Annotated in this window: 17 protein-coding genes and 1 tRNA gene; 9 read left to right on the forward strand and 9 right to left on the reverse strand. The window is 42.3% G+C overall.

Features of this window, described 5'->3' with window-relative positions:
* Positions 1-94: 94 nt before the first annotated feature.
* Positions 95-168 (reverse strand) — tRNA-Asp (locus tag C0V77_RS07095).
* 162 nt (positions 169-330) lie between these two features.
* Between C0V77_RS07095 and C0V77_RS07100 the strand changes: the two genes are divergently transcribed.
* From C0V77_RS07100 to C0V77_RS07120, 5 genes are all read left to right on the forward strand, one after another.
* The gene (locus C0V77_RS07100) at positions 331-852 is read left to right on the forward strand and encodes a DinB family protein (protein WP_101725652.1); all 522 of its coding nucleotides are present in this window, start codon (positions 331-333) and stop codon (positions 850-852) included.
* Positions 853-862: 10 nt separating this feature from the next.
* Complete coding sequence (locus C0V77_RS07105) at positions 863-2,149, forward strand: M20/M25/M40 family metallo-hydrolase (RefSeq protein WP_101725653.1); 1,287 nt, start codon at positions 863-865, stop codon at positions 2,147-2,149.
* Entirely contained in the window at positions 2,146-3,246 is a 1,101-nt protein-coding gene (locus tag C0V77_RS07110) for a Nif3-like dinuclear metal center hexameric protein (protein WP_101725654.1), read from the forward strand. The genes C0V77_RS07105 and C0V77_RS07110 overlap by 4 nt, the downstream gene beginning before the upstream one ends.
* A gap of 81 nt (positions 3,247-3,327) precedes the next feature.
* A complete protein-coding gene (locus tag C0V77_RS07115; protein WP_101725655.1) occupies positions 3,328-4,068 on the forward strand; it encodes a zinc ribbon domain-containing protein in 741 nt (246 codons plus the stop codon).
* A gap of 72 nt (positions 4,069-4,140) precedes the next feature.
* Entirely contained in the window at positions 4,141-5,652 is a 1,512-nt protein-coding gene (locus tag C0V77_RS07120; RefSeq protein ID WP_101725656.1) for a tetratricopeptide repeat protein, read from the forward strand.
* A 78-nt stretch (positions 5,653-5,730) separates the two neighbouring features.
* On the opposite strand, the gene C0V77_RS07125 is transcribed toward C0V77_RS07120, so the two are convergent.
* Positions 5,731-7,506: a DNA polymerase III subunit gamma/tau gene (locus C0V77_RS07125; RefSeq protein ID WP_101725657.1), complete on the reverse strand. Its 1,776-nt coding sequence runs from the start codon at positions 7,504-7,506 to the stop codon at positions 5,731-5,733.
* Positions 7,507-7,623: 117 nt separating this feature from the next.
* Here C0V77_RS07125 and C0V77_RS07130 point away from each other — a divergent pair, with 117 nt between their 5' ends.
* A complete protein-coding gene (locus tag C0V77_RS07130; RefSeq protein WP_101725658.1) occupies positions 7,624-7,998 on the forward strand; it encodes a VOC family protein in 375 nt (124 codons plus the stop codon).
* Positions 7,999-8,468: 470 nt separating this feature from the next.
* On the opposite strand, the gene C0V77_RS07135 is transcribed toward C0V77_RS07130, so the two are convergent.
* The gene (locus tag C0V77_RS07135) at positions 8,469-9,947 is read right to left on the reverse strand and encodes a DUF1501 domain-containing protein (RefSeq protein ID WP_101725659.1); all 1,479 of its coding nucleotides are present in this window, start codon (positions 9,945-9,947) and stop codon (positions 8,469-8,471) included.
* A gap of 142 nt (positions 9,948-10,089) precedes the next feature.
* Here C0V77_RS07135 and tgt point away from each other — a divergent pair, with 142 nt between their 5' ends.
* Positions 10,090-11,220 (forward strand): tRNA guanosine(34) transglycosylase Tgt, encoded by a 1,131-nt coding sequence (tgt, locus tag C0V77_RS07140; RefSeq protein WP_101725660.1) that lies wholly within the window; start codon positions 10,090-10,092, stop codon positions 11,218-11,220.
* 126 nt (positions 11,221-11,346) lie between these two features.
* Complete coding sequence (locus C0V77_RS07145; RefSeq protein WP_101725661.1) at positions 11,347-13,233, forward strand: mucoidy inhibitor MuiA family protein; 1,887 nt, start codon at positions 11,347-11,349, stop codon at positions 13,231-13,233.
* Positions 13,234-13,308: 75 nt separating this feature from the next.
* Here C0V77_RS07145 and C0V77_RS07150 read toward each other — a convergent pair whose 3' ends face one another.
* Together C0V77_RS07150 and C0V77_RS07155 are read right to left on the reverse strand one after the other, a co-directional pair.
* A complete protein-coding gene (locus tag C0V77_RS07150) occupies positions 13,309-13,710 on the reverse strand; it encodes a biopolymer transporter ExbD (RefSeq protein WP_101725662.1) in 402 nt (133 codons plus the stop codon).
* Between the two features lie 27 nt (positions 13,711-13,737).
* On the reverse strand, positions 13,738-14,415 hold the full coding sequence (locus C0V77_RS07155; protein WP_101725663.1) for a MotA/TolQ/ExbB proton channel family protein: 678 nt from the start codon (positions 14,413-14,415) through the stop codon (positions 13,738-13,740).
* Positions 14,416-14,674: 259 nt separating this feature from the next.
* Between C0V77_RS07155 and C0V77_RS07160 the strand changes: the two genes are divergently transcribed.
* Complete coding sequence (locus tag C0V77_RS07160) at positions 14,675-15,040, forward strand: hypothetical protein (RefSeq protein WP_101725664.1); 366 nt, start codon at positions 14,675-14,677, stop codon at positions 15,038-15,040.
* 12 nt (positions 15,041-15,052) lie between these two features.
* On the opposite strand, the gene C0V77_RS07165 is transcribed toward C0V77_RS07160, so the two are convergent.
* The 4 genes from C0V77_RS07165 to C0V77_RS07180 all read right to left on the reverse strand — a co-directional run bounded on the left by C0V77_RS07165 (position 15,053) and on the right by C0V77_RS07180 (position 20,269).
* Positions 15,053-15,541, reverse strand: coding sequence for an ester cyclase (locus C0V77_RS07165; protein WP_216824410.1), 489 nt, complete (start codon positions 15,539-15,541; stop codon positions 15,053-15,055).
* A 222-nt stretch (positions 15,542-15,763) separates the two neighbouring features.
* Complete coding sequence (locus tag C0V77_RS07170; protein WP_101725665.1) at positions 15,764-16,417, reverse strand: hypothetical protein; 654 nt, start codon at positions 16,415-16,417, stop codon at positions 15,764-15,766.
* Positions 16,404-18,407 carry a DEAD/DEAH box helicase gene (locus C0V77_RS07175; protein ID WP_101725666.1) on the reverse strand — a complete coding sequence of 668 codons (2,004 nt, stop codon included), beginning with the start codon at positions 18,405-18,407 and terminating at the stop codon, positions 16,404-16,406. The genes C0V77_RS07170 and C0V77_RS07175 overlap by 14 nt, the downstream gene beginning before the upstream one ends.
* A gap of 377 nt (positions 18,408-18,784) precedes the next feature.
* Positions 18,785-20,269, reverse strand: coding sequence for a helix-turn-helix domain-containing protein (locus tag C0V77_RS07180; RefSeq protein WP_101725667.1), 1,485 nt, complete (start codon positions 20,267-20,269; stop codon positions 18,785-18,787).
* Positions 20,270-20,588 lie beyond the last annotated feature (319 nt).

Raw genomic sequence — 20,588 nt, forward strand, 5'->3', positions numbered from 1 at the left:
TTGATTTATTATCGCATAACTGCTTGATAATGAGAGAGAAAGGCTTACTGGACTATCAAAAAAAACGGGGGAATTTTTCAATTCCCCCGCTCAGCGGTCCGGACGGGGCTCGAACCCGCGACCCCCTGCGTGACAGGCAGGTATTCTAACCAACTGAACTACCGAACCGTTTTTTTTTAGGCTGATATTCTAACCAAGCGAAGCGTCGCACCGTTGAACTACCGAACCTTTTTTCCTTTAACGCTTCGAGAATTTTATTTTCTCTCATCGTTTGGGACTGCAAAGGTAGGAACATTATATTTGCGTGTCAAGACCTAAATCAAAAAAAATATGAAAATTTTCAAACCCACTCCGCAAGAGTATAACGCCCTTTCGTATCAACATAGTTATATTCAGCAAGTTATCTCTGACGACGCCCTGAAACAAATGTCAGAAAATATTTCAATTGTGGATAACTTCTATCAATCATTACCTGCAGAAAAACACTTTTACCGATACGACACCGGTAAATGGACGCCCATTGAGATACTCGGCCATCTGATTGATACAGAAAGAATTCTGGCCTACCGTGCCTTGTGTATTGCCAGAGGAGAAAAACAGTCGCTGCCGGGTTTTAATGAGGCTCAATATATGGCAGGCACCAACTTCAACAAAAAAAGTCTCAGAAGTTTGCGCTTACAATATAAAGCGCAACGAAAATCTACTATATTGCTTTTCAAATCGTTCAGCAATGATGAGTTGCATCGGGTTGGTTTGGCCAATAACCAGCCTACTTCTACAAGAGCGCTGGCCTGGTTGATTCCGGGGCATGAGTTGCACCATCTAAAAATCCTGAACGAACGCTATCTGTAATTTTATTAAGATGAATAAAGCTTTTCTCTTTCTGCTTCTATTGCCGGGTTTTAATGGGCTGGCGCAAAAAATCAGTCCGGTCGAAAAAAAAGTGGCAGAGCATATAACTGCCCACATAGCCCAAACCGAGCAATTGCTTGAAAAAGTGGTAAATATCAATAGTGGAACCCTGAACCTCGAAGGTGTAAAACAGGTCGGACAGCTATTCCGTCAGGAATTTGAGGCTCTGGGCTTCACAACAGAGTGGGTTGCGCTGCCAGACTCCCTCAATCGTGCCGGTCATCTGGTGGCGTACCGGAAAGGCAACAAAGGCAAAAAATTATTCCTGATTGGCCATCTTGACACCGTTTTTGAGAAGTCAATGCCTTTTACACCCTTTACCCGGCTGAACGAAACTTTTGCTACCGGGCAGGGGGTAAATGATATGAAAGGAGGCGATGTAATGATTATTGCCGCTCTGAAAGCCCTGCATGCCCAGAACTTACTGGACGACACCAGCATAACTATTTACTTTACCGGCGACGAAGAGAGTTCGGGCAAACCCACCAGCATCAGCCGTAAGGACTTTATTGATAGAGCTAAGCAATCTGATATTGCTTTGGCTTATGAAACCGCCCAGAGTTTCAGCATTGCTGCCACTGCACGCCGGGGTGCAAGTGGTTGGGAATTAACTACCACGGGTAAAACTGGTCATTCGTCAGGTATATTCAATGCCGGTATGGGTTACGGAGCCATTTATGAAGCTGCCCGTATTTTAGACCGCTTCAGAGAAACCCTAAGTGCCGAAAAATACCTGACCTTTAATCCGGGCGTAATTTCAGGTGGAACCGAGGTAAGTTATAACCAGGCTACTGCCAAAGGTGAGGCCGTGGGCAAAACAAACATCATTGCCCAAAAGGTAATAGTAACCGGCGATTTACGCTTTATCAGCGAAGCACAGAAAGAAAAAGCCCGTAATAAAATGCGTGAGATTGTTGCCCAGAACCTGAACGGCACAACTGCAGAAATAAAGTTTTCAGACGGTATTCCGGCCATGGAACCAACAGAGGCCAATGCTGATTTGCTGAAAGTGCTGAATCAGGTGAGTCTTGATCTGGGTCTGGGCGAAGTAAAAGCCGGAGACCCGGGTTCTCGCGGTGCCGGAGATATTTCTTATATTGCACAGTATGTATCTTGTCTCGACGGCCTTGGGGCATCCGGACAGGGAGCGCACGCGCCCGGAGAAACCATTAATCTGAAGGAGTTTCCGGCACTTACGCAACGCGCGGCTTTATTAATTTACCGACTTACCCGATGAGAATAAAAGACATAACTAACTACATTGAAAAACTTGCTCCCAAGCCATATCAGGAGTCTTATGACAACGCAGGGCTTATTGTAGGTATCCCTGACGAAAACGTAACAGGTGTACTGGTAACGCTCGATTCGACCGAAGATGTGGTGGAAGAGGCTATTCAGCGCGGTTGTAACCTTATTGTGGCGCACCACCCCATTATTTTTAAGGGTATCAAGCGGCTGAACGGCAAAAATTATATAGAACGCACCGTTATAAAAGCCATCAAGAACGACATCGCCATTTATGCCACCCATACCAACCTTGACAACGTGGTTGATGGCGTCAGTTTTAAAATTGCGCAGAAGCTAGGCCTGCAAAGGGTTAAAATTCTGGCGCCCAAAACCGATTTACTGATGAAACTGGTGGTTTTTATACCAGTAGAACACACAGGAGACCTGTTGGATGCGCTTTATGCGGCCGGGGCGGGCGAAATAGGCAACTACAGCCAATGCAGTTTCAGGGTTGAAGGCAAAGGCACATTTAAACCCGGGGCAGCGGCTAATCCGGTAATCGGGCAGTCGGGCGGGCCAATGGAAGAAGTTGAGGAAAACCGGGTAGAAGTTATTTTTCCGGCATATCTCAAAAACCAGATACTGGCCGCCATGCGTAAAGGGCATGTGTATGAAGAGATTGCCTACTACCTTACCCAGCTGGATAACCAACATCAGGAAGTGGGCTCGGGTGCAGTTGGTTATCTGCCTGCGCCGATGGCACCAACAGATTTTCTGGCCTATCTGAAACAAAATATGCAGGTTTCAGTTATCAGACATACAGGTTTGCTGAATAAACCAATAAGCAAAGTTGCCTTGTGCGGCGGTGCGGGTAGCTTTTTGTTGGGCGACGCCATCGGAGCCGGTGCCGACATATTCATAACTGCTGATTATAAGTATCATGAGTTTTTTGATGCCGAAAATCGCATCATCATTGCAGATATTGGTCATTATGAAAGCGAGCAATTTACAAAAGAATTGTTGAAAGATTATATTTGCAAAAAATTCACTAACTTTGCAGTCCATTTGTCGGAAACACCTACAAATCCTGTTCAATATTATTATTAATCAGATGATTGCAGGGGTAGTCTCCGCAGCAAACAACAACGCTTTAAATTCAAGACGGTCCGCCGTAGCGGTTCATATATTATGGAATTAACAGTTGCACAAAAATTAGATGCTCTTCTAAATCTTCAATCTATTGATTCAGAGCTGGACGAAATAAAAAAGCTACGTGGTGATTTACCAGACGAAGTACGCGATCTGGAAGATGAGGTGATTGGTTTTGAAACACGTATTTCTAAGTTTAAAAAAGAAGTAGATGCTTTAGAAGCCGAAATCAACGGGTATCGTCTGAATAAAAAAGATGCCGAGAAACTGATTCAAAAGTATAAAGATCAACAAATGAATGTTCGCAATAACCGCGAATATGATGCCATATCTAAAGAATTAGAGTTACAGGAACTTGAAATTCAGCTGGCCGACAAACGCATCAAAGAAGCTGACTTTAAAATTAGAAATAAAAGCCTTGAGATTGCCGATGTAGAAGCAGCCATGAATGGCCGTAAAAAAGACCTTGAGGTAAAACGCAAAGAGCTGGATGTTTTGGTTGCCGAAAGCCAGGAAGAAGAAAAAGCGCTCGTTGGCCAACGCGACAAAGCCGCACTTGACGTAGAAGAACGTTTAGTGAACGCTTATAACCGTATCCGTTCTAATGCACTCAATGGCTTAGCCGTTGTAATGGTGCGTCGTGGTGCATGTGGTGGTTGTTTCAACATTGTGCCTCCGCAACGCCAGGCAGATATCAAAGACAAAAAGAAGATTATCGTTTGCGAACACTGTGGCCGTATTCTGGCTGACGTTGACGCCATCGAAATCAGCAGAAAATAATATCATTTTCATTAAGGGAAAGCCAAATTTTCATTTTCAGGAAGATTTGGCTTTTTTGTTTTCAGAATAGCCATGCACATTAGACACCAACACTTTGCAACTATCAACAGGTTCTTTTCAGGCCTGTTGTGGCTTTTGGTGTTTGCTATCCCTGCCTACGCCACCACGGCCGACTTCACCCCCAATTTGCAAAAAGCTTACGCCGAAATTTTTAAACTGCGTATGCAAAGCGGAAGAAATCTGCTTGCTACTGAAAGCCCGGCTAACCCGTTCAGGGTTTATGTAGAAAACTACGCCGATATGGTAGAATTGCTTAATTCGGAGGATGCGGCTGCTTTTGAAAAGCTAACCGGCAAAGAAGAACAAAGACTGGCGCTGATTGAGCAAACCGACAGGCGGTCGCCTTATAACCGCTTTCTGAGGGCAGAGCTCAAAATCCATTGGGCGTTGCTTAAAATCAGGTTCGGGCATGAAATAAAAGCGGCCTGGAATATCATTCAGGCCAATAAGCTGCTGGAAGAAAACAGAAAACTGTTTCCGGAGTTTCTGCCAAATCTGAAGTCCATTGGTTGTTTGCACGTGTTAGTGGGTTCAATACCTGAAAACCAGCAATGGGTTACCAATTTTCTGGGTTTGAAAGGCAACATCCAACAAGGAATAAAAGAACTGGAGGCCGCATCTAAAGACAAAATATGGGGCGACGAAGCAGATTTCTGCCGCTTCTTTATCCAGGCGTACATACTACCTTATACCGGCCAGGCCAATGAAGAATTATTACAGGCAGTTAACCGGCATAAAGACAACCTCAACCTTTGTTATCTGGCCACAGCCATATCTTTAAAAACCGGGCAAACCGACCAGGCCGCTGAAATTCTGAGTCAGAATCCGTACAATGCTTCTTATTTATACTTCCCGATTGCCGAGCTATACAAGGCCGAAATAAACCTCTTTAAAGGAAATTATGCACAGGCCGACGCGGCGTATCTGGCCTATATACGTAATTTTAAAGGAAAAACTTTTCTAAAAGACACCTATTATAAACTATTTTTGAGCAACTGGCTGGCTGGCGATGAAAAAAAGAGCCTGGCGTATTTGAGGCGTATTCCGGATGTTGGTAATACGGTGGCGGAGTCTGACAAGGCCGCACAGAAATTCTACGAAAGCTATAACAAAACGCAAACCTTTCCGGATAAACGGCTGGTGAGAATCAGACTGGCTTTTGATGCTGGATATTATGACGAAGCGCTGCACCAAGCCGCCAATCTTTCTGAAACCAGCTTTGGTTCGGCTAAAGACAAGGCCGACTTCAACTATAGAATAGCTCGTATTTTTCATAAAACTGCCCAGCCCGACAAGGCGCTGGCTTATTATGAGAGGGCCATAAAACTAACCGACCAGAACAAAGATTCGCAATGGCATTTCGGGGCGAGTGCTGCCTTGCAGGCAGGCTATATTTTTCAGGAGAGAAATCAGCCACAAAAGGCGAAAGTATATTTCGAAAAAGCGCTGGCTTACAAACGCCACGAATACAAAACCTCAATAGACAATAAAGCACGCGCTGCACTTACGGCTTTGGGCGTTTAACGGTATTAATAGCTATTTTAGAACATTTAGCAGGGTCTCAATGTTTGCAGCTCTACCATATTCACTTATTATGACACATCAAAAAACCAGTTCCATTCCCAGTTTATCTTTTAGCTCCCAAAGCGCCGGGTTTTTGTTGGCCAGAAATTCAAATTTTTCCTGAGCCGTGTAGGGGCGTCTTTCAATCTGAGACTCCACAATCTCGGCAGAAATCTGAATCGTATAATTTTGCAGTTGTTTTCTTAAGTACTCAGCCAAATCCTGCTTTATACCTGTCAGCAGATCCATCTGCACCTGGTTATCGAGCCTTAGCTTTAACATGGTTCCCTGTAAGTCAAAATCACGTTTCAGCATAACTTCAAGCGTTGATTTATCCTGCGAATCTGCAAATCTGTGTAATTCCTGCCGTAATTGTTCTGCCGTAAACTCCTTGTTCTGCCTCACAGGGTTTATCGCGGGTTCATTCGCCTGGTTGCCCTTGTCAACAGAAGATGGCAATGAAATATCAATATTGGTTGATTTCAACGAAGATGGCACAAAAGCCGGTCTGGCCGATGCTGCCTGTGCCGGTTGCCTTACAACGGGCTTGGCTTCGGGTACAGCAGGTGCCGTATAAACCGGCTGCGGAGCAGCTTTAGCAGATTCAGCCGCTACGGGTGAGGCAGCAGGCACCGCGGGCTGGGTTGCTGCGGGTTCGCTTACGCTAGGCTTTTTTTTTTCGTCTGCCGTGCCGGTGGGCAGGTCACTCAGGTTTAACACCTGTTGTATCTGTGAGAGCTTCATTAGCCCTATCTCAACATGCAGGCGTTGATTTTTGGCCGATTTATAGTTAATATCCAGATGACTACCCACACTCAGGCTCGACATGATGTAGCCCATCGGTAATTTTTCGGCCTGTTCCAGATATCTTCTCTGAGTAGACTCTGCTACCTGCAACAGTTTCACCGTCTGGGCATCTTTACTTACCATCAGGTTTCTGAAATGCTCGTTCAAACCTACCACAAACTGGTGGCCGTCAAAACCTTTTTCAAGCACCTCGTTATAAAGCAGCAAAGCCGCCGATATATTGCCACTGAACAGGCTATCTGTCATTCTGAAATAATAGTCATAGTCCAGAATATGCAGGTTGTCAAGCACAGCTCTGTAGGTAAGCTCATTGCCTGCGGCAAAGGTTACGTTCAGGTCAAACATAGACAGGGCATCGCGCAAACCGCCGTCAGCCTTTTGGGCAATTAACTCAAGGGCCTGGTAATCGGTATTGATACCCTCTTTACTGGCTACATTGGCCAGGTGGTCGGCCATGTCTTTTATCTGAATCCGGTTGAAGTCAAAAATCTGACAGCGGCTCAGGATAGTAGGCAGAATCTTATGCTTCTCGGTAGTTGCCAGAATAAAAATGGCATAGGCAGGGGGCTCTTCCAGCGTTTTCAGGAAAGCATTGAAAGCCGCCTGCGACAGCATGTGCACCTCATCTATGATATATACTTTGTATTTACCCGATTGCGGAGGGAAACGCACCTGGTCGGTCAGGTTTCTGATGTCCTCTACCGAGTTGTTAGAAGCCGCATCCAATTCATGTATATTGAACGATGCGTTGTTGTTGAAACTGCGGCATGATTCGCACTCGTTACAAGGCGAAATGTCTTCCCGTAAATTCTGACAGTTGATAGTTTTGGCTAAGATACGCGCACAGGTAGTTTTGCCCACACCACGCGGCCCACAAAACAGAAAAGCCTGCGCCAGGTGATTGGTTCTGATGGCATTCTGAAGAGTAGTGGTAATATGAGACTGCCCCACTACGGCATCAAACGTAATCGGGCGGTACTTACGAGCTGAAACTACGAACTTTTCCATGCCGCAAGTTACTAAAAAAACAAATGAACAGCTAAACTGCCGGGGCGATTCGGATGATTTATTTAGTTTTGCGAAGCCGATTGAGTTAAAAAAAGTTATATACAACCAACAACACCTATGCTTAACAAGCTGACCATCAGTACCTTTAACCATGTTGCGTTACAGGTAGCAGACGTAGAACACAGCGCCCACTTTTATGCAAATGCACTTGACCTGCCCGAAATACCCACCCCTGCCTTTGACTACCCCGTGCGATGGTTCAGCCTGGGTGATAACCGCGAACTGCACCTGATAGGGCGTGAAGAAACAGGTACATCAACCGGGATAAGGGGTAATCATTTCGCATTAGAGGTTAGCGATATACAGCAAGCCGAAAAGCACCTGCAGGCAATGGGTGTAAACTATATGCCCGTTAAACTACGCCCCGACGGCGCCAGGCAGCTATTCTTAACCGACCCCGACGGTCATTTTATTGAATTGTGTGAGTTTTGAGATACCAACCATTATACAAAAAAACCGGCAGCACTTATTGGTCAGATAAGTTTAACCGCCGGTTTTTAACTTTGGTTTAAATGGTGCCTGTTAAAAGCGTTTTTGGGTTACGATTGTCAGGCAATATATTGGCCGGGACATACTTATTCACTCAACTATTAAAGCCGTACTATCAACTGACTGTGGTTGATACTAGAAAAAATATCTTTGATTAGGTAATGATATATGGTATAGCATTTTCAGAAATTCGTAAGGGATGGCCACAGCAAAAGTTTATTTTACTTCATAACAAACTAAATATTTGACTGTACGAAGCAACAAAAAACAGCCTTAACTTAAAAGTAAAACTTATTTAGCGGTTTTAATTGGCCATTTAGTACAAAATATTCTTAATACTATACAAAAAAAAGACTACCGACCAATTTATATCAGTAGCCAGTAGCCATAAAATCAGATAAAATAATGCTGTATTAACTCAATATGGGCTTTATTACCTTACCTGCCACGTCGGTAAGCCTGAACGGCCGCCCCTGAAAAGTATAGGTAAGTTTTTCGTGGTCAAAGCCCAGTAAATGCAGTATAGTGGCCTGTAAATCATGCACATGGGTGCGGTCTTTTACCCCATAATAACCAAGGGGGTCGGTTTCGCCTAAAGACATCCCCTTTTTCAGACCTCCGCCTGCCATAAAAACAGTAAAGGCATCCAGGTGGTGGTCGCGGCCTTTAAACGGCAGGGTTTGTCCGTCGCGGTTTTCCTGCATAGGGGTTCTGCCAAATTCTCCGCCCCATACAATCAGGGTTTCGTCTAGCAGGCCACGCATTTTCAGGTCTTTTATTAACCCCGTTACGGCTCTGTCGGTTATCTGGCATAATTCCTTGAAACCTCCGTCTAATGACAACCGCTGGTCGGTTCCGTGTGCATCCCATCCCCAATGGAAAAGCTGCACAAAACGAACACCGTTTTCAACAAGCCTGCGGGCCAGCAGGCAGTTATTGGCAAAAGATGCTTCGCCTACCTCTGCCCCATACATATTGCGTATCCATTCGGGTTCTTTGCTGATGTCCATCACTTCCGGTACCGACATCTGCATTCTGAAAGCCATTTCATATTGCGATATCCGGGTCAATATCTCGGGGTCTTGAACTTCTTCATATTGCTGGCGGTTAATTTCATTGATAGCCTCAATGGTTTGTTTGCGTATGTCGCGGCTCATGCCGTGCGGGTCCGACACATACAACACCGGGTCGGCGCCTGTGCGGCACTGTACACCCTGGTATATAGAGGGCAAAAATCCATTGCCCCACACACTTTTTCCGGCATCGGGGCTACGCCCCCCAGATGCCAGCACTATAAAACCGGGCAGATTCTGATTCTCGGTACCCAGGCCATACATAGCCCACGAACCCAGGCTCGGCCTGCCCAAACGTGGGCTACCCGTGTGCATCAGTAATTGCGCCGGTGCATGGTTAAACTGGTCGGTGTACATGGCCTTCAGGAAAGTCAGCTCGTCGGCAACATCCGGCAGATACGGCATAAAGTCTGAAATATAAGCCCCCGACTGCCCATGCTGGCTGAAGTTTCCGATAGAGCCCAGCATTTTGGGTACACCCCTGATGAAAGCAAATTTTTTCCCTTCGAGAAACTCCTGCGGACAATCCTTGCCGTCGTACTTCATCAGTTCAGGTTTGTAGTCGAACAGTTCAAGTTGAGACGGCGCTCCAGCCATGTGAATATAAATAACCTGTTTGGCTTTAGGTGCAAAATGCGGGGTTTTAGGTAGTGTGGGGTCTGTTATTATGCCATTGCCTGACGAACTGCCAGAAAAACAGCCGCTCATCATTGAGCCTAAAGCAGCAGCTCCCAAACCTGTTGTGCAGGTTTTAAAAAAATGCCTGCGGGTTTGGTAAAGGTTTTCGGCATGCAGAAACTCCTTAAATAATTTTTCCATGAGGATTTGAATAGAATCTCTACAAATATAACTCGCAATTGGCAATTCTATTTCAAAAACCTGTTAATTTCTATCTTAATGCCAAAAACGCGATAAAGGCATTTGATAAGCGATTAATGTGAATCTTTCGTATTTTTGCAGCATGAAATATGAATTACAAAAGACAGACAGCGGCTCAAAAGCCAGAGCCGGAAAAATAACAACCGACCACGGCGAGATTCTGACACCGATTTTTATGCCGGTGGGTACAGCCGGAACCGTGAAAGCGGTGCATCAGAGAGAGCTTGAAAACGATATAAAAGCGCAGATAATACTGGGCAACACCTACCATTTATACCTGCGGCCGGGCTTGGATATTCTGCAACGTGCCGGAGGCCTGCATAAATTTAACGGCTGGAACCACCCGATACTGACTGACTCGGGCGGGTATCAGGTGTTTTCATTAAAAGATATACGGAAAATAACCGAGGAGGGCGTAAAGTTTCAGTCGCATATTGATGGCTCTAAACACTTGTTTACGCCTGAAAGCGTAATGGATATTCAGCGGGTAATAGGCGCCGACATCATCATGGCTTTTGATGAATGCGCCCCCTACCCTTGCGACTATAATTATGCCAAAAAATCGATGGAAATGACGCATCGCTGGCTGAAACGCTGCTGCGACAGGTTTGATGCCACCGAAGGCCTGTATGGCTACTCGCAAACGCTTTTCCCGATTGTGCAGGGTAGTGTATATAAAGATTTACGTATCCAGTCGGCTGAATTTATTGCTAACCAGAACCGCGAGGGCAATGCCATAGGCGGGCTGGCCGTAGGCGAACCCGCCGAGAAAATGTATGAAACCATTGACTACGTTACTGACATCCTGCCCAAAGATAAACCACGCTACCTTATGGGCGTGGGTACGCCTGAAAACATACTGGAAAGCATTGCGCTGGGCATTGATATGTTCGACTGCGTAATGCCCACCCGCAATGCGCGTAACGGCATGCTGTTTACTACGCAGGGTATCATCAACATCAAAAACGAAAAATGGAAAGACGACTACAGCCCGATTGATGAACATCTGGGTGGCCATGTAAGCACTTTTTATAGCAAGGCATATCTACGCCACCTGGTGAAGTGTGACGAAATTCTGGCCGCGCAAATAGCCAGCGTACATAATCTTACTTTTTATCTCTGGCTGGTTGGCCAGGCCCGCGAACACATTCTTGCCGGAGATTTTACGGAGTGGAAAAACGCGATGGTAAAACAGGTAATGCAGCGATTATGATACCAGCGCATTGTATAAAATACGACAGGGCTTTGCCCTGTTTTTTTTTGCCCTATCTCAAAAAATACTTTTCATCTTTTATGGAATCCTACGCCGCTTTGCATCCATCATAAAAAAACAAATATTATGAAGAAAACCATCCTGCTTTGCCTGCTTGGCCAATGGCTGTGGGCGCAACCCAACACTATACCCTCAAAAGTTGAAAACGTTACAGTTTTTCTCAACGGTGCACAGGTAACCCGTTCTGCAAAAGTATCGCTGCCTGTGGGCAGAACCGAGCTGCTGTTCAAAGGTATATCGGCGCAAATCAACGCCAATAGTATTCAGGTGAAGAGTGAGGGCAGGTTTACTATCCTGTCGGTATCGCATAAACTAGGCAATATGCTTGATAAACCCCTGCAGGAAGAAATTAATACCATTGATGCCCAGAAAAAACAAGTTGCATTGAAGATTACTGTTGAAAAAAACAACCTGCTGGTTTACCAGCGCGAAGAAGAAATACTGCTCAAAAATCAGGTGGTGGGTGGCACGCAGGCAGGTATGAAAACCGCCGACTTAAAAGAAAGTATCGACTTCCAGCGACAACGGATGGCGGAGGTGCTGACCAAAAAACTGGAGTTTCAGAACAAAATAGAGAAACTGGACGAAGAAACGAAAAAACTTAACCAGCAACTTACAGAAATCAATGCCAGAAAAGACGCGCTAATTTCAGAAATTTCGGTTACCGTCAGCGCAAAAGAACCTGTTACCAACGCCCCTGTTTCAATAAATTATTTCGTGAAAAATGCTGGTTGGGCACCTACTTATGATTTCAGAATTGACAAGCTCAGCCAGCCCCTGCGCATGGCATATAAGGCCAATGTGTACCAGTTTTCAGGCGAAGACTGGAAAGACGTAAAGCTGAGCCTTTCAACGGCTAATCCGTTCAAAAGCGGGCAGGCACCCATACTACAAAAATGGACAGTAGGCCAAAGAAATGACTACAGCGACTATTATGGCAATATTAATGAAGAGGAAGACCAGTCTATCAATGCCAATCAGGCAGAGGTGTTCGGTAAAGTAACCGGAAAAAGCGACAAACAACCCTTGCCCGGTGTGCAAATTAGTCTGAAAGGCACAAGTCTTAGTTCATCAACTGATGCAAACGGTTATTACAGGTTAACAATTCCGCCCCAGTTTTATGGCAAATCGGTAACTTTAATTTTCGATTATATTGGCTACTATAGGCTTGAAAGACCTGTAACTTCTAACAGATTAGATGTAGTGATGGATGAGTCTGTTCAGGCTTTGAACGAGGTTGTTGTGACAGGATATGCTCCAGCAGGCCGAGCCGCCGGGGTGGAAATTGCCGGCAATAATGACTACAAAAAAAGAACCGTTCCGCTGGATATTACTCAACGAGATGCCCCTACCAGCCAATCTTTTGATATTTTGGTGCCATACAGTGTTCCATCAGACGGCAAGGTTATTACTGTGGAAATTAAGGAAGAGAGTATTCCGGCGGTTTTTCAGCATTTTGCCATCCCGAAAATAGACACTGATGTGTTTCTGAACGCACAGATTATTAACTGGGAGAAATACAAGCTGTTACCCGGCGAAGCCAGTCTGTTTATTGAAAACACGTATGTGGGGAAATCGAACCTGAACTTATTCAATAAAGATACCCTGAGCCTGTCGTTCGGGCGAGATAAAAATGTAATCATAGGCCGCACACAAATAAAAAGCTATCAGAAAAAACAGTTTATTGGCAGTAATAAAACCGAGCAGTTTGCGTATGAAATTGTAGCGCGCAACACCAAAAACGAAACCATCAATCTGGTGATTGAAGACCAGTTTCCTGTCTCTAACACACGTGATGTAAGCATCGACGACAAAGAAGCACCTGAAGCGGAAGTTAATACAGAAACCGGAAAAATCAAATGGACACTCACCATGGCACCTGCCAAAGAATACAAGGTGGGCTTGAAATATACCATTAAATCGCCGAAATCAGGAATGGTTTTGGCGGAATAAAGGTGCAACCCCACTCCATTAAACGCCACCAGGCCGCCCGATGGGCGGCCTGGTGCATATATTATCAATTATACTTTACTTATTCAGTTCGGTAGCCAGAACCATGCGTATTTTCAGCTTGGCGCCCAGCGACATGGCATCTACCAGGTCTTGCACGGTAAGTGAGCTTTCGGCTCTTAAAACCACCGTTGGTTCTTCCATATTGGCGGTGGCGGCTATCAGGCGTTCTTCCAGTTGCGGAAAAGGCACCGGGGTGCTGTTAATATAATAGACCTTATCTTTGGTAATAGAAAGCGAAACCGGTTGCTTGCTGACATCGTGCGAGGATTTCGACGATTTAGGCAATAGCAGTTTAATTACGTTAGGATTCCCCAGCGTAGATATAATGAGGAAGAACAACAGCAGAAAGAACATAATATCGTTCAGCGATGCAGTTGAAACTTCGGCTTCAAATCTTCTTTGGCGTTTTAATTTCATGTTGGTAAACTGATGGTTGCTGAAAAATTATCTCACAGGCTCGTTCAATGTATCGAGCAAATCCATTACAGTTGCCTGCAGGTGGATACTGAATTTATCAATCATCATGTTGATACCATGATACCCGGCGTAGGCTATCACCCCTACCACCAGCCCGGTGAAAGACGAAATCATTTTTTCGTACAATCCATTGGCAATAATCTCGATGGTGAAGTTTCCGGTAGCGGCAATGTCATAAAATATACGGATGATACCCGAAATGGTACCAATAAAACCCAGAATAGGCGCTACACCGGCAATAAGGCCCAGAAAGCCCATATTTTTTTCCATTTTAGATATTTCCAGGTTGCCTTGTATCTCCATAGCGCTCTCAATGTCTTTCACAGGGCGGCCTATACGTGTAATACCCTTTTCTAATATACGTGAAATAGGCAGATTAGTACTTTTGCAAAGGGTGGTAGCGGTGCGTAGGTCGCCGCGTAATACGTTATCTTTTAAGGTGCGTAGAAAGCCAAAATCAATATTAGAGGCAGCTCTGATAAACAGGTAACGCTCAATAATGAAGAATATGGCCAGAAAAAGCAAAAACAATAGCGGGTAAACAACAACTCCCCCTTTCAATAAGAGGCTTAAATAATTAATTGATTCGGCACTTGCAGCAGTTGAGGTTGAGTCTGGAACTTGAAGCAAAACTGTTTGTAGCATGGGGAAAAGATTATAGGTTTTCGTTATAAACTTTAAGAAAGCTGGATTTAGTATGCAAGTTAAGGCTTTTTTTAAACTTGCGCCGAAGATTCTTCTGACATTGGCATTAACAGTCTGTAAATATCTGGTTTATAACCCAATACCAAACAATAATTTTACAATTATTTATCGAACGGTTGGGTAAAAAAAATTAAATTTGTTAATTACGCTAACCGTGAGGGATACCCCCCTAAACCAATAAACAAACCAAACCTACACTATGCATTTCAGCAAGCTGGTACCCAATATTTTTTATGTTGATATTAAAGACGGCCTCGTTACGTTTGTCGACTGCCTGCAGTTCAGCATTGTGCATGATGAACTGAAAACCGCAAGGCCTTTTTGTGTGCTTGCCAAAGGAGATATAACGATTAATCTTTTTCAGGATGCCCCTTTGGCCCGTGAACACAACCCGGAGTTCAGACTGGTAACCGATAACATAGAAGAAGTGTATGCCCGGGTTTCGGCCTCGCATCCGCACCTGTTGCACCCTAACCTTAGCAAAATAACCCTGCGCCCGTGGGGAGCCAGAGAATTTGCAATTACCGACAAGCAATTGGGCATTGTTGTGCAGCAGTGGAGTTAGTACCTGCTCTGTTTACTTAGCAGGCGCATATTTCTCGGCGCTATCCCAGTGTTCGGCTATTTTGCCGTTTTCAATTCTGAACATATCAAACCAGGTTGTAGTATATTTTTTGGATTTGTCGGTTGGGTCAGGCAATTCTCTTGCAAAACTGATAACCACCAAATCGCCCTCAGCTACAATTGACACCACCTGCGCCTTAATGGCATCTGCAATGGGTTCCGGCTTTTTGAATTTCGAGAAAAACTCTACCACCGCCTTTCTGCCCGTAGCGGCGTTGGGGTTATGCTGCATATAATCTTCGGCAAAATATTTTTCAGCTACTTCCATGTGCCCGCCTTCCAGAAACTCCCGCCACATATCATATACCAGTTTCTTATTTGCCGCCAGCTTTTTATCCTTGCTTTTCAGTAATTGGGCTTGAGGTGCTATTGGTTTTACTGGTAGCTGGGCTAGTAGTTGATTAGATATTAGTAACAGGGATAGCATAAATAATTTTCTCATGGGAGTATTCTTTTATGATTGGAAATTTTGGGGGAAGATAGGGAAATATAGAGAGTAGCTTAAATGATTTAAAAGCAACAAATTAACATAGCTAATTATTGAAACTTTTAATTGCTTTATTCTACAAAGAATATCAGGCCTAAAATTCTCATTTAACATTTTCATTAATGTATTCTCTAAAAACTTTTACTGCTTAATAAAAGTGCTAAAGTAAGGATAATATTACTGCCATTTTTTCATATACTTGCAATCAGTTTTGACATCTACGATATCAATAAATTCATCTACCAGTATTTTATTTTCAAGTCCAATTTTGAATGTTGCCTTGTTAGTATAAAATAAATCAAAGTGATTTAGAGGATGTCTATGTTCCCATCCATTCCGCTTCGCTTCTTGATACCCATCGTTGTCATAATCATATCTAATATATCCATCTTCATACATTAATAATTCTTGCAATACTCTTAAAAAACTTTCAGATTCTACTTCATAATTAATTATTAAATCTAAGAAGTCAATACTATTTACATCCAAAAAATCACCTTGTGAAATTATAGCTATAAGATTTGAAATTAAACTAGAATCAATTTCAATATTATTTAAGGCCAATTTAATCTCATCCCCTTTTTCTAATATAAAAAAAGGAAATGTAATTGAGTAAGCCTTTTCTTCGGTAAAAAAAAATATTCTACTCATCTTATCAACAATAATTGTAATTTTCCCTACGGTCTCTACAATGGAACTGTGGTTGTAAGGAGTTATATAACGAACTGTTTCTAAGAGAATATTTAGTATTTCAAGCTTATTCTTAATTCTAAAATGAGGGAAAAATTTATTAATTATCCAAGGTGTAATATGGTACTCAAACTTTTTCATTAAAATAAAATTCTTTATTAGCTTTTATAAATTTTACAATCTTTTCTTTATCAAACTTTTCAATATCAGCTTGAGACAATGCTCGAACAAGTTTTTCGAAGAATTTTCTATCTATTTTTTGTTCATCTAATATTTCTTCAATGAAGTCCTTGTATGAAATACTGTTTTCCTTTTGCAATTTAACCAACTTATTCTTTATTGCCTCTTTTTCACGGCTCGTAGGTTCAATCGCTCGAATTGCTCTTTTCTCATTTATTGTTTTAAGCCCCTCTTCTAAAATATCTAAATTCTCTGAACTACTAACTAATAAATACGATTGTATGAATGATCTAGTTAACATAGTATAGACGATATTTCTATGACGATATGAGTCTAAAATTTCACGTGTAAGGCATAGAACAAAAGGAAATTCAAGCCCCTTAACATGATTTGGTGTTGTTATGTAAATTGAATTTTCGATTTTAGACTTCGTTTCAAAAGCTCTATTAGTATTCCAATTAAGCTTACTGGAAATTTGATAACAAAGATTATCTATATATTGATAAACTTTTCTATCATTGTCTAAAAATATTATTGCGACATCATTTGCAGTTACGGTTGGATGTGTTTCAATGATTGTGCTCAACACTTCAATCACACTAGGAATAGTTGTGGTTTGTTTTACTATAACACTTTCAAAACTATCCATTTCTAAATTCTCAAAACGTCGAATCGGCTCCCTAGAGAATAGTACCTCTCTTGAACCTTGATTTCTTTGAATTTTATAACCAATAGCCCCCCAATAAGCATCATCAAACCAATTTAGCTTTTTTCTTTCAAATAACTTCATTCCTATAGCATGAGCAAACATTAATGTTCGAGGATCAGTTCTATAGCATCTATTTAAAATTATATCCACATTCAATTCTATTTCTCTAGTATTTTCAAATATGTCTTGAAAAATATCACCAGCAATAAAAACCTTCTTCCTTGCTACTCTTTCACAGAGTTCAAAAAGAATCTTAGGAAAATCTTGCCTTTCGTCTATTAGAATGTAGTCAAATGCATATTTAAAATCACTCTCATCAATTTTATTGATGTATGTTAATGCTTGTGTAAAAATAGTTTCATAACTAGTATTGTAGCCAAACCTTAAGAAAGGTATATTATAAAAACTACAGAGATAACTGTATAACCCTGAATTGCCATCGTATTGCGAACCCCAAGCATGACCGACCCATAATTTTGTATTCCATTCAATTTGCTTTTCAACTTTCATAAAATTGAAAAAACCAGGAATACGATCTTTTAAAGTATTGGCCAACGCGATATTATGGCAAGTAAGAAATATTTTCGCATCATCATTTATTACATATAATTCTTTAAGCTTGTGAAGTAAAAGTTCGGTTTTCCCTGTTCCTGATAGGCCTTGAATTGAAACAGACTTACGCGGAAAATCTTTGTAAATAAACCTAGTTTGCTCTCCATCAAAAAGTAGTATATTCTTTTTAACCTTATCGAGTAGGTTTTGCGGTTCTTCGGCTCCAATCTTCTCAATGTCATTTATGCTTCCAATTAATAATGAAATCAATAATTCAGCTTTTCTCTGCAATTGTCCATCAAGCAAATAGCTATCGAAAAGCTGTCTAAGGTCAAAATTATTAATAGTTACTTTTACAGTGATTTCCTCTTTCCAGTCTCTAGGCCTGCCAATATGATTTTTATATTTATACTTATCAGATAGAAAACTTAAATCTTCAATAAAATCTTCATAGAATGTATTAAATGCTCTAGAGTCACTATTTAAATCTAAGAATATAATTTTATACTTCGGAGATAATATGATAATTACATTTTCCTTATATTGGTAAGTATATTTCTCTCCTAATGGTGCATTTAAAAGGTAAATCTGTTGATCAGGATGTTGATTTGAAAACTCTTCTATTCTGTTTATTACTACAGTATTTAATTCGTTTCTTTCAATATGATTATAAAATAAACTATTACTCATTTTAAATTATTTTTATGCTTAAAAATTAATAGGCCTTTAAATTTTCTAACTTACTAGTGTATTGTAATCTTTCTTCGATTTCAAGAATTTTCATTAGATACAGAAAGACCTTAATCAAATAATTAAATTTTTAGTTTTTTATAAATCCTAAATAACTAAATAATCGTGATATTTACTATAAATACTCACTAACTCCCATTAAAGGTGCAAATTAAATGGATGGCATAAAAGTTGTATTATTATTTAACAAATTAAATAAAAATTCCGAACCTAAAAATCTTATTCATAATATATTCAATGACTTTTTTTAACGGTACCCCCAAACCAAAAAAAACAGCCCCATAACAAGGCTCTTTGTAATAAAATGGTATCTATCCTCACCCCTCCATGGCCCTCAGGGCTGCTTTCATGTTCTGTATCTGGCGTTTTTTTTGTAGTATCACGGGGGCGGCTACGCGCTCTTTGCAGTCGAAAAGGCTGCAGCGTTCGCAGGTCTGGTTTACGTCGCGGGTTATGATGTTCGGGTCGTCCAGAAACTTCATTTTGGCGCGCAGGTTGTCGTTTATCTCAAAACCCACCGACACGCTGATGTTGGTATGCTTGATGATGTTCAGCGGGCGCGCCATGGCCATCACCAGATATTTACTGCCTGAGTCAACATAGTTAGATATCTGCACCCCTACCAGTGGCTCTTTCACTTCGCCTTTTTGTTGCAGGTCTGACACGTCGTCGAGAATATTCAATGACACCCACCGGCGGCAGTAATGCTCTTCCTGCGACTCGTGCGGGGTATGCCTGCGCGCCAGGTGCATTTCTTTGGTAAGATGATACTCCTTTTTGCCCGTAGGGGCCTCAAACCGAAGAAAGAAAATCTCGTCAATGCCAAAGTATCGGGGCAGCACATTGCTGATGCGGTGGTAGAGTGTCTCTGGCGTAGCCTGAAACTGCTCGGCCATTTCTACCAGTGCGGCGTTGCTCCAGGTTGGCTGGTTAAACAGCTGCTCCAGTTTTTCTATCAGTTTCTCACGGCGTATCAGTATGGCTCCGGCAAAATAAGAGGCCTTGAAGTTGTTGAGAATCTCTTCAAACGACTTCACCTCTACCCAAGACGACGTATAGGGGCGGTCTTTGAGCTTCATATAAATAAAGCCCAGCTCGCGGCCCAGGGTAAAGGCGCGTTGGTCAGACGTGATACGTTTATTGATGAGCAGGGTATTGGTTTTGGGCAAAAATACCGAGCGGATGTTAATGATATGGGGGTAGTCGTCTTCGTCGAAGTACTTAATGGCAATGCCGTATTTATCAGTTAGCAGGTTAGAGAGGTAAAACTCATCAATCTGGGTGTCGGCGCTGATGCGGTTTTCGGCCAGAAAGCGGTCAATTACCTCTTCCAGTTCGGGGAAGTAGTTGTCGTGCATTTCCTGATACGAGCGCATAACGGCAAAATAAAACTGCTCTACCGTCATGTTATAATTGCGGCCTATTTCAATAATAGTGCTGATAAAGGCGCTCAGCTTGGTTGGTGCTCCTGAGAGTAGTTCAAGCAGGTCGGCCGGCGAAATACCAAAAATTTCAAAGGGCAGCTCGGTCAAAAAATTAGAGTGTAGCAGCTCAGAGATGGGCTCAAGTTTTTTATTGAGTTTGAGCGACACCAGGCTGTCGTAATCAACGCCCATGGCATCGGCCAAAGCCACAATTTTATCAGACTTCGGATATTTCTTTCCTTTTTCTATTTCATTGATGTAAGACATCGACAGGCCTGACTTCTGGGCGAGGTCGGTGAGCGACATACCTTTGTCAATTCGCAGTTGTTTTAGCTTTAGTCCGAAAACCAGTCGGATATTATCAGTATTAAGGCTCATTTATTAATGTAAGCACCTGGCCACTAGGCATAAGTACTTATAGTTTGTCTTAAGTGATTGTTTCTGATGCTAAAGATAAGAAAAAAGAAATCACGCGCCTAAAGAATTGGATAAATTAAAGACGATTTTATTAATTTACTAAGAAGAAATGAGTGATTGTGTGATTGAGTGAGTTAGTGATTGAGTGATTGAGTGAGTTAGTGAGTAATGAATAAACGATTAAAAATATTTGTGCAACTTTGGGTACTTGGTGTACATTGTGGCAATTTGGTTTTAAGTCTTGGGAATTGCCACCATGTACTCTAGGATTACACTATGT

Source organism: Emticicia sp. TH156 (genome assembly GCF_002855535.1).
Classification (GTDB): domain Bacteria; phylum Bacteroidota; class Bacteroidia; order Cytophagales; family Spirosomataceae; genus Emticicia; species Emticicia fluvialis.

Coding starts and splice junctions, on each gene's coding strand:
- C0V77_RS07100 (WP_101725652.1), top strand. CDS start 331: ATGAAAATTTTCAAACCCACTCCGCAAGAGTATAACGCCCTTTCGTAT.
- C0V77_RS07105 (WP_101725653.1), top strand. CDS start 863: ATGAATAAAGCTTTTCTCTTTCTGCTTCTATTGCCGGGTTTTAATGGG.
- C0V77_RS07110 (WP_101725654.1), top strand. CDS start 2,146: ATGAGAATAAAAGACATAACTAACTACATTGAAAAACTTGCTCCCAAG.
- C0V77_RS07115 (WP_101725655.1), top strand. CDS start 3,328: ATGGAATTAACAGTTGCACAAAAATTAGATGCTCTTCTAAATCTTCAA.
- C0V77_RS07120 (WP_101725656.1), top strand. CDS start 4,141: ATGCACATTAGACACCAACACTTTGCAACTATCAACAGGTTCTTTTCA.
- C0V77_RS07125 (WP_101725657.1), bottom strand. CDS start 7,506: ATGGAAAAGTTCGTAGTTTCAGCTCGTAAGTACCGCCCGATTACGTTT.
- C0V77_RS07130 (WP_101725658.1), top strand. CDS start 7,624: ATGCTTAACAAGCTGACCATCAGTACCTTTAACCATGTTGCGTTACAG.
- C0V77_RS07135 (WP_101725659.1), bottom strand. CDS start 9,947: ATGGAAAAATTATTTAAGGAGTTTCTGCATGCCGAAAACCTTTACCAA.
- tgt (WP_101725660.1), top strand. CDS start 10,090: ATGAAATATGAATTACAAAAGACAGACAGCGGCTCAAAAGCCAGAGCC.
- C0V77_RS07145 (WP_101725661.1), top strand. CDS start 11,347: ATGAAGAAAACCATCCTGCTTTGCCTGCTTGGCCAATGGCTGTGGGCG.
- C0V77_RS07150 (WP_101725662.1), bottom strand. CDS start 13,710: ATGAAATTAAAACGCCAAAGAAGATTTGAAGCCGAAGTTTCAACTGCA.
- C0V77_RS07155 (WP_101725663.1), bottom strand. CDS start 14,415: ATGCTACAAACAGTTTTGCTTCAAGTTCCAGACTCAACCTCAACTGCT.
- C0V77_RS07160 (WP_101725664.1), top strand. CDS start 14,675: ATGCATTTCAGCAAGCTGGTACCCAATATTTTTTATGTTGATATTAAA.
- C0V77_RS07165 (WP_216824410.1), bottom strand. CDS start 15,541: ATGAGAAAATTATTTATGCTATCCCTGTTACTAATATCTAATCAACTA.
- C0V77_RS07170 (WP_101725665.1), bottom strand. CDS start 16,417: ATGAAAAAGTTTGAGTACCATATTACACCTTGGATAATTAATAAATTT.
- C0V77_RS07175 (WP_101725666.1), bottom strand. CDS start 18,407: ATGAGTAATAGTTTATTTTATAATCATATTGAAAGAAACGAATTAAAT.
- C0V77_RS07180 (WP_101725667.1), bottom strand. CDS start 20,269: ATGAGCCTTAATACTGATAATATCCGACTGGTTTTCGGACTAAAGCTA.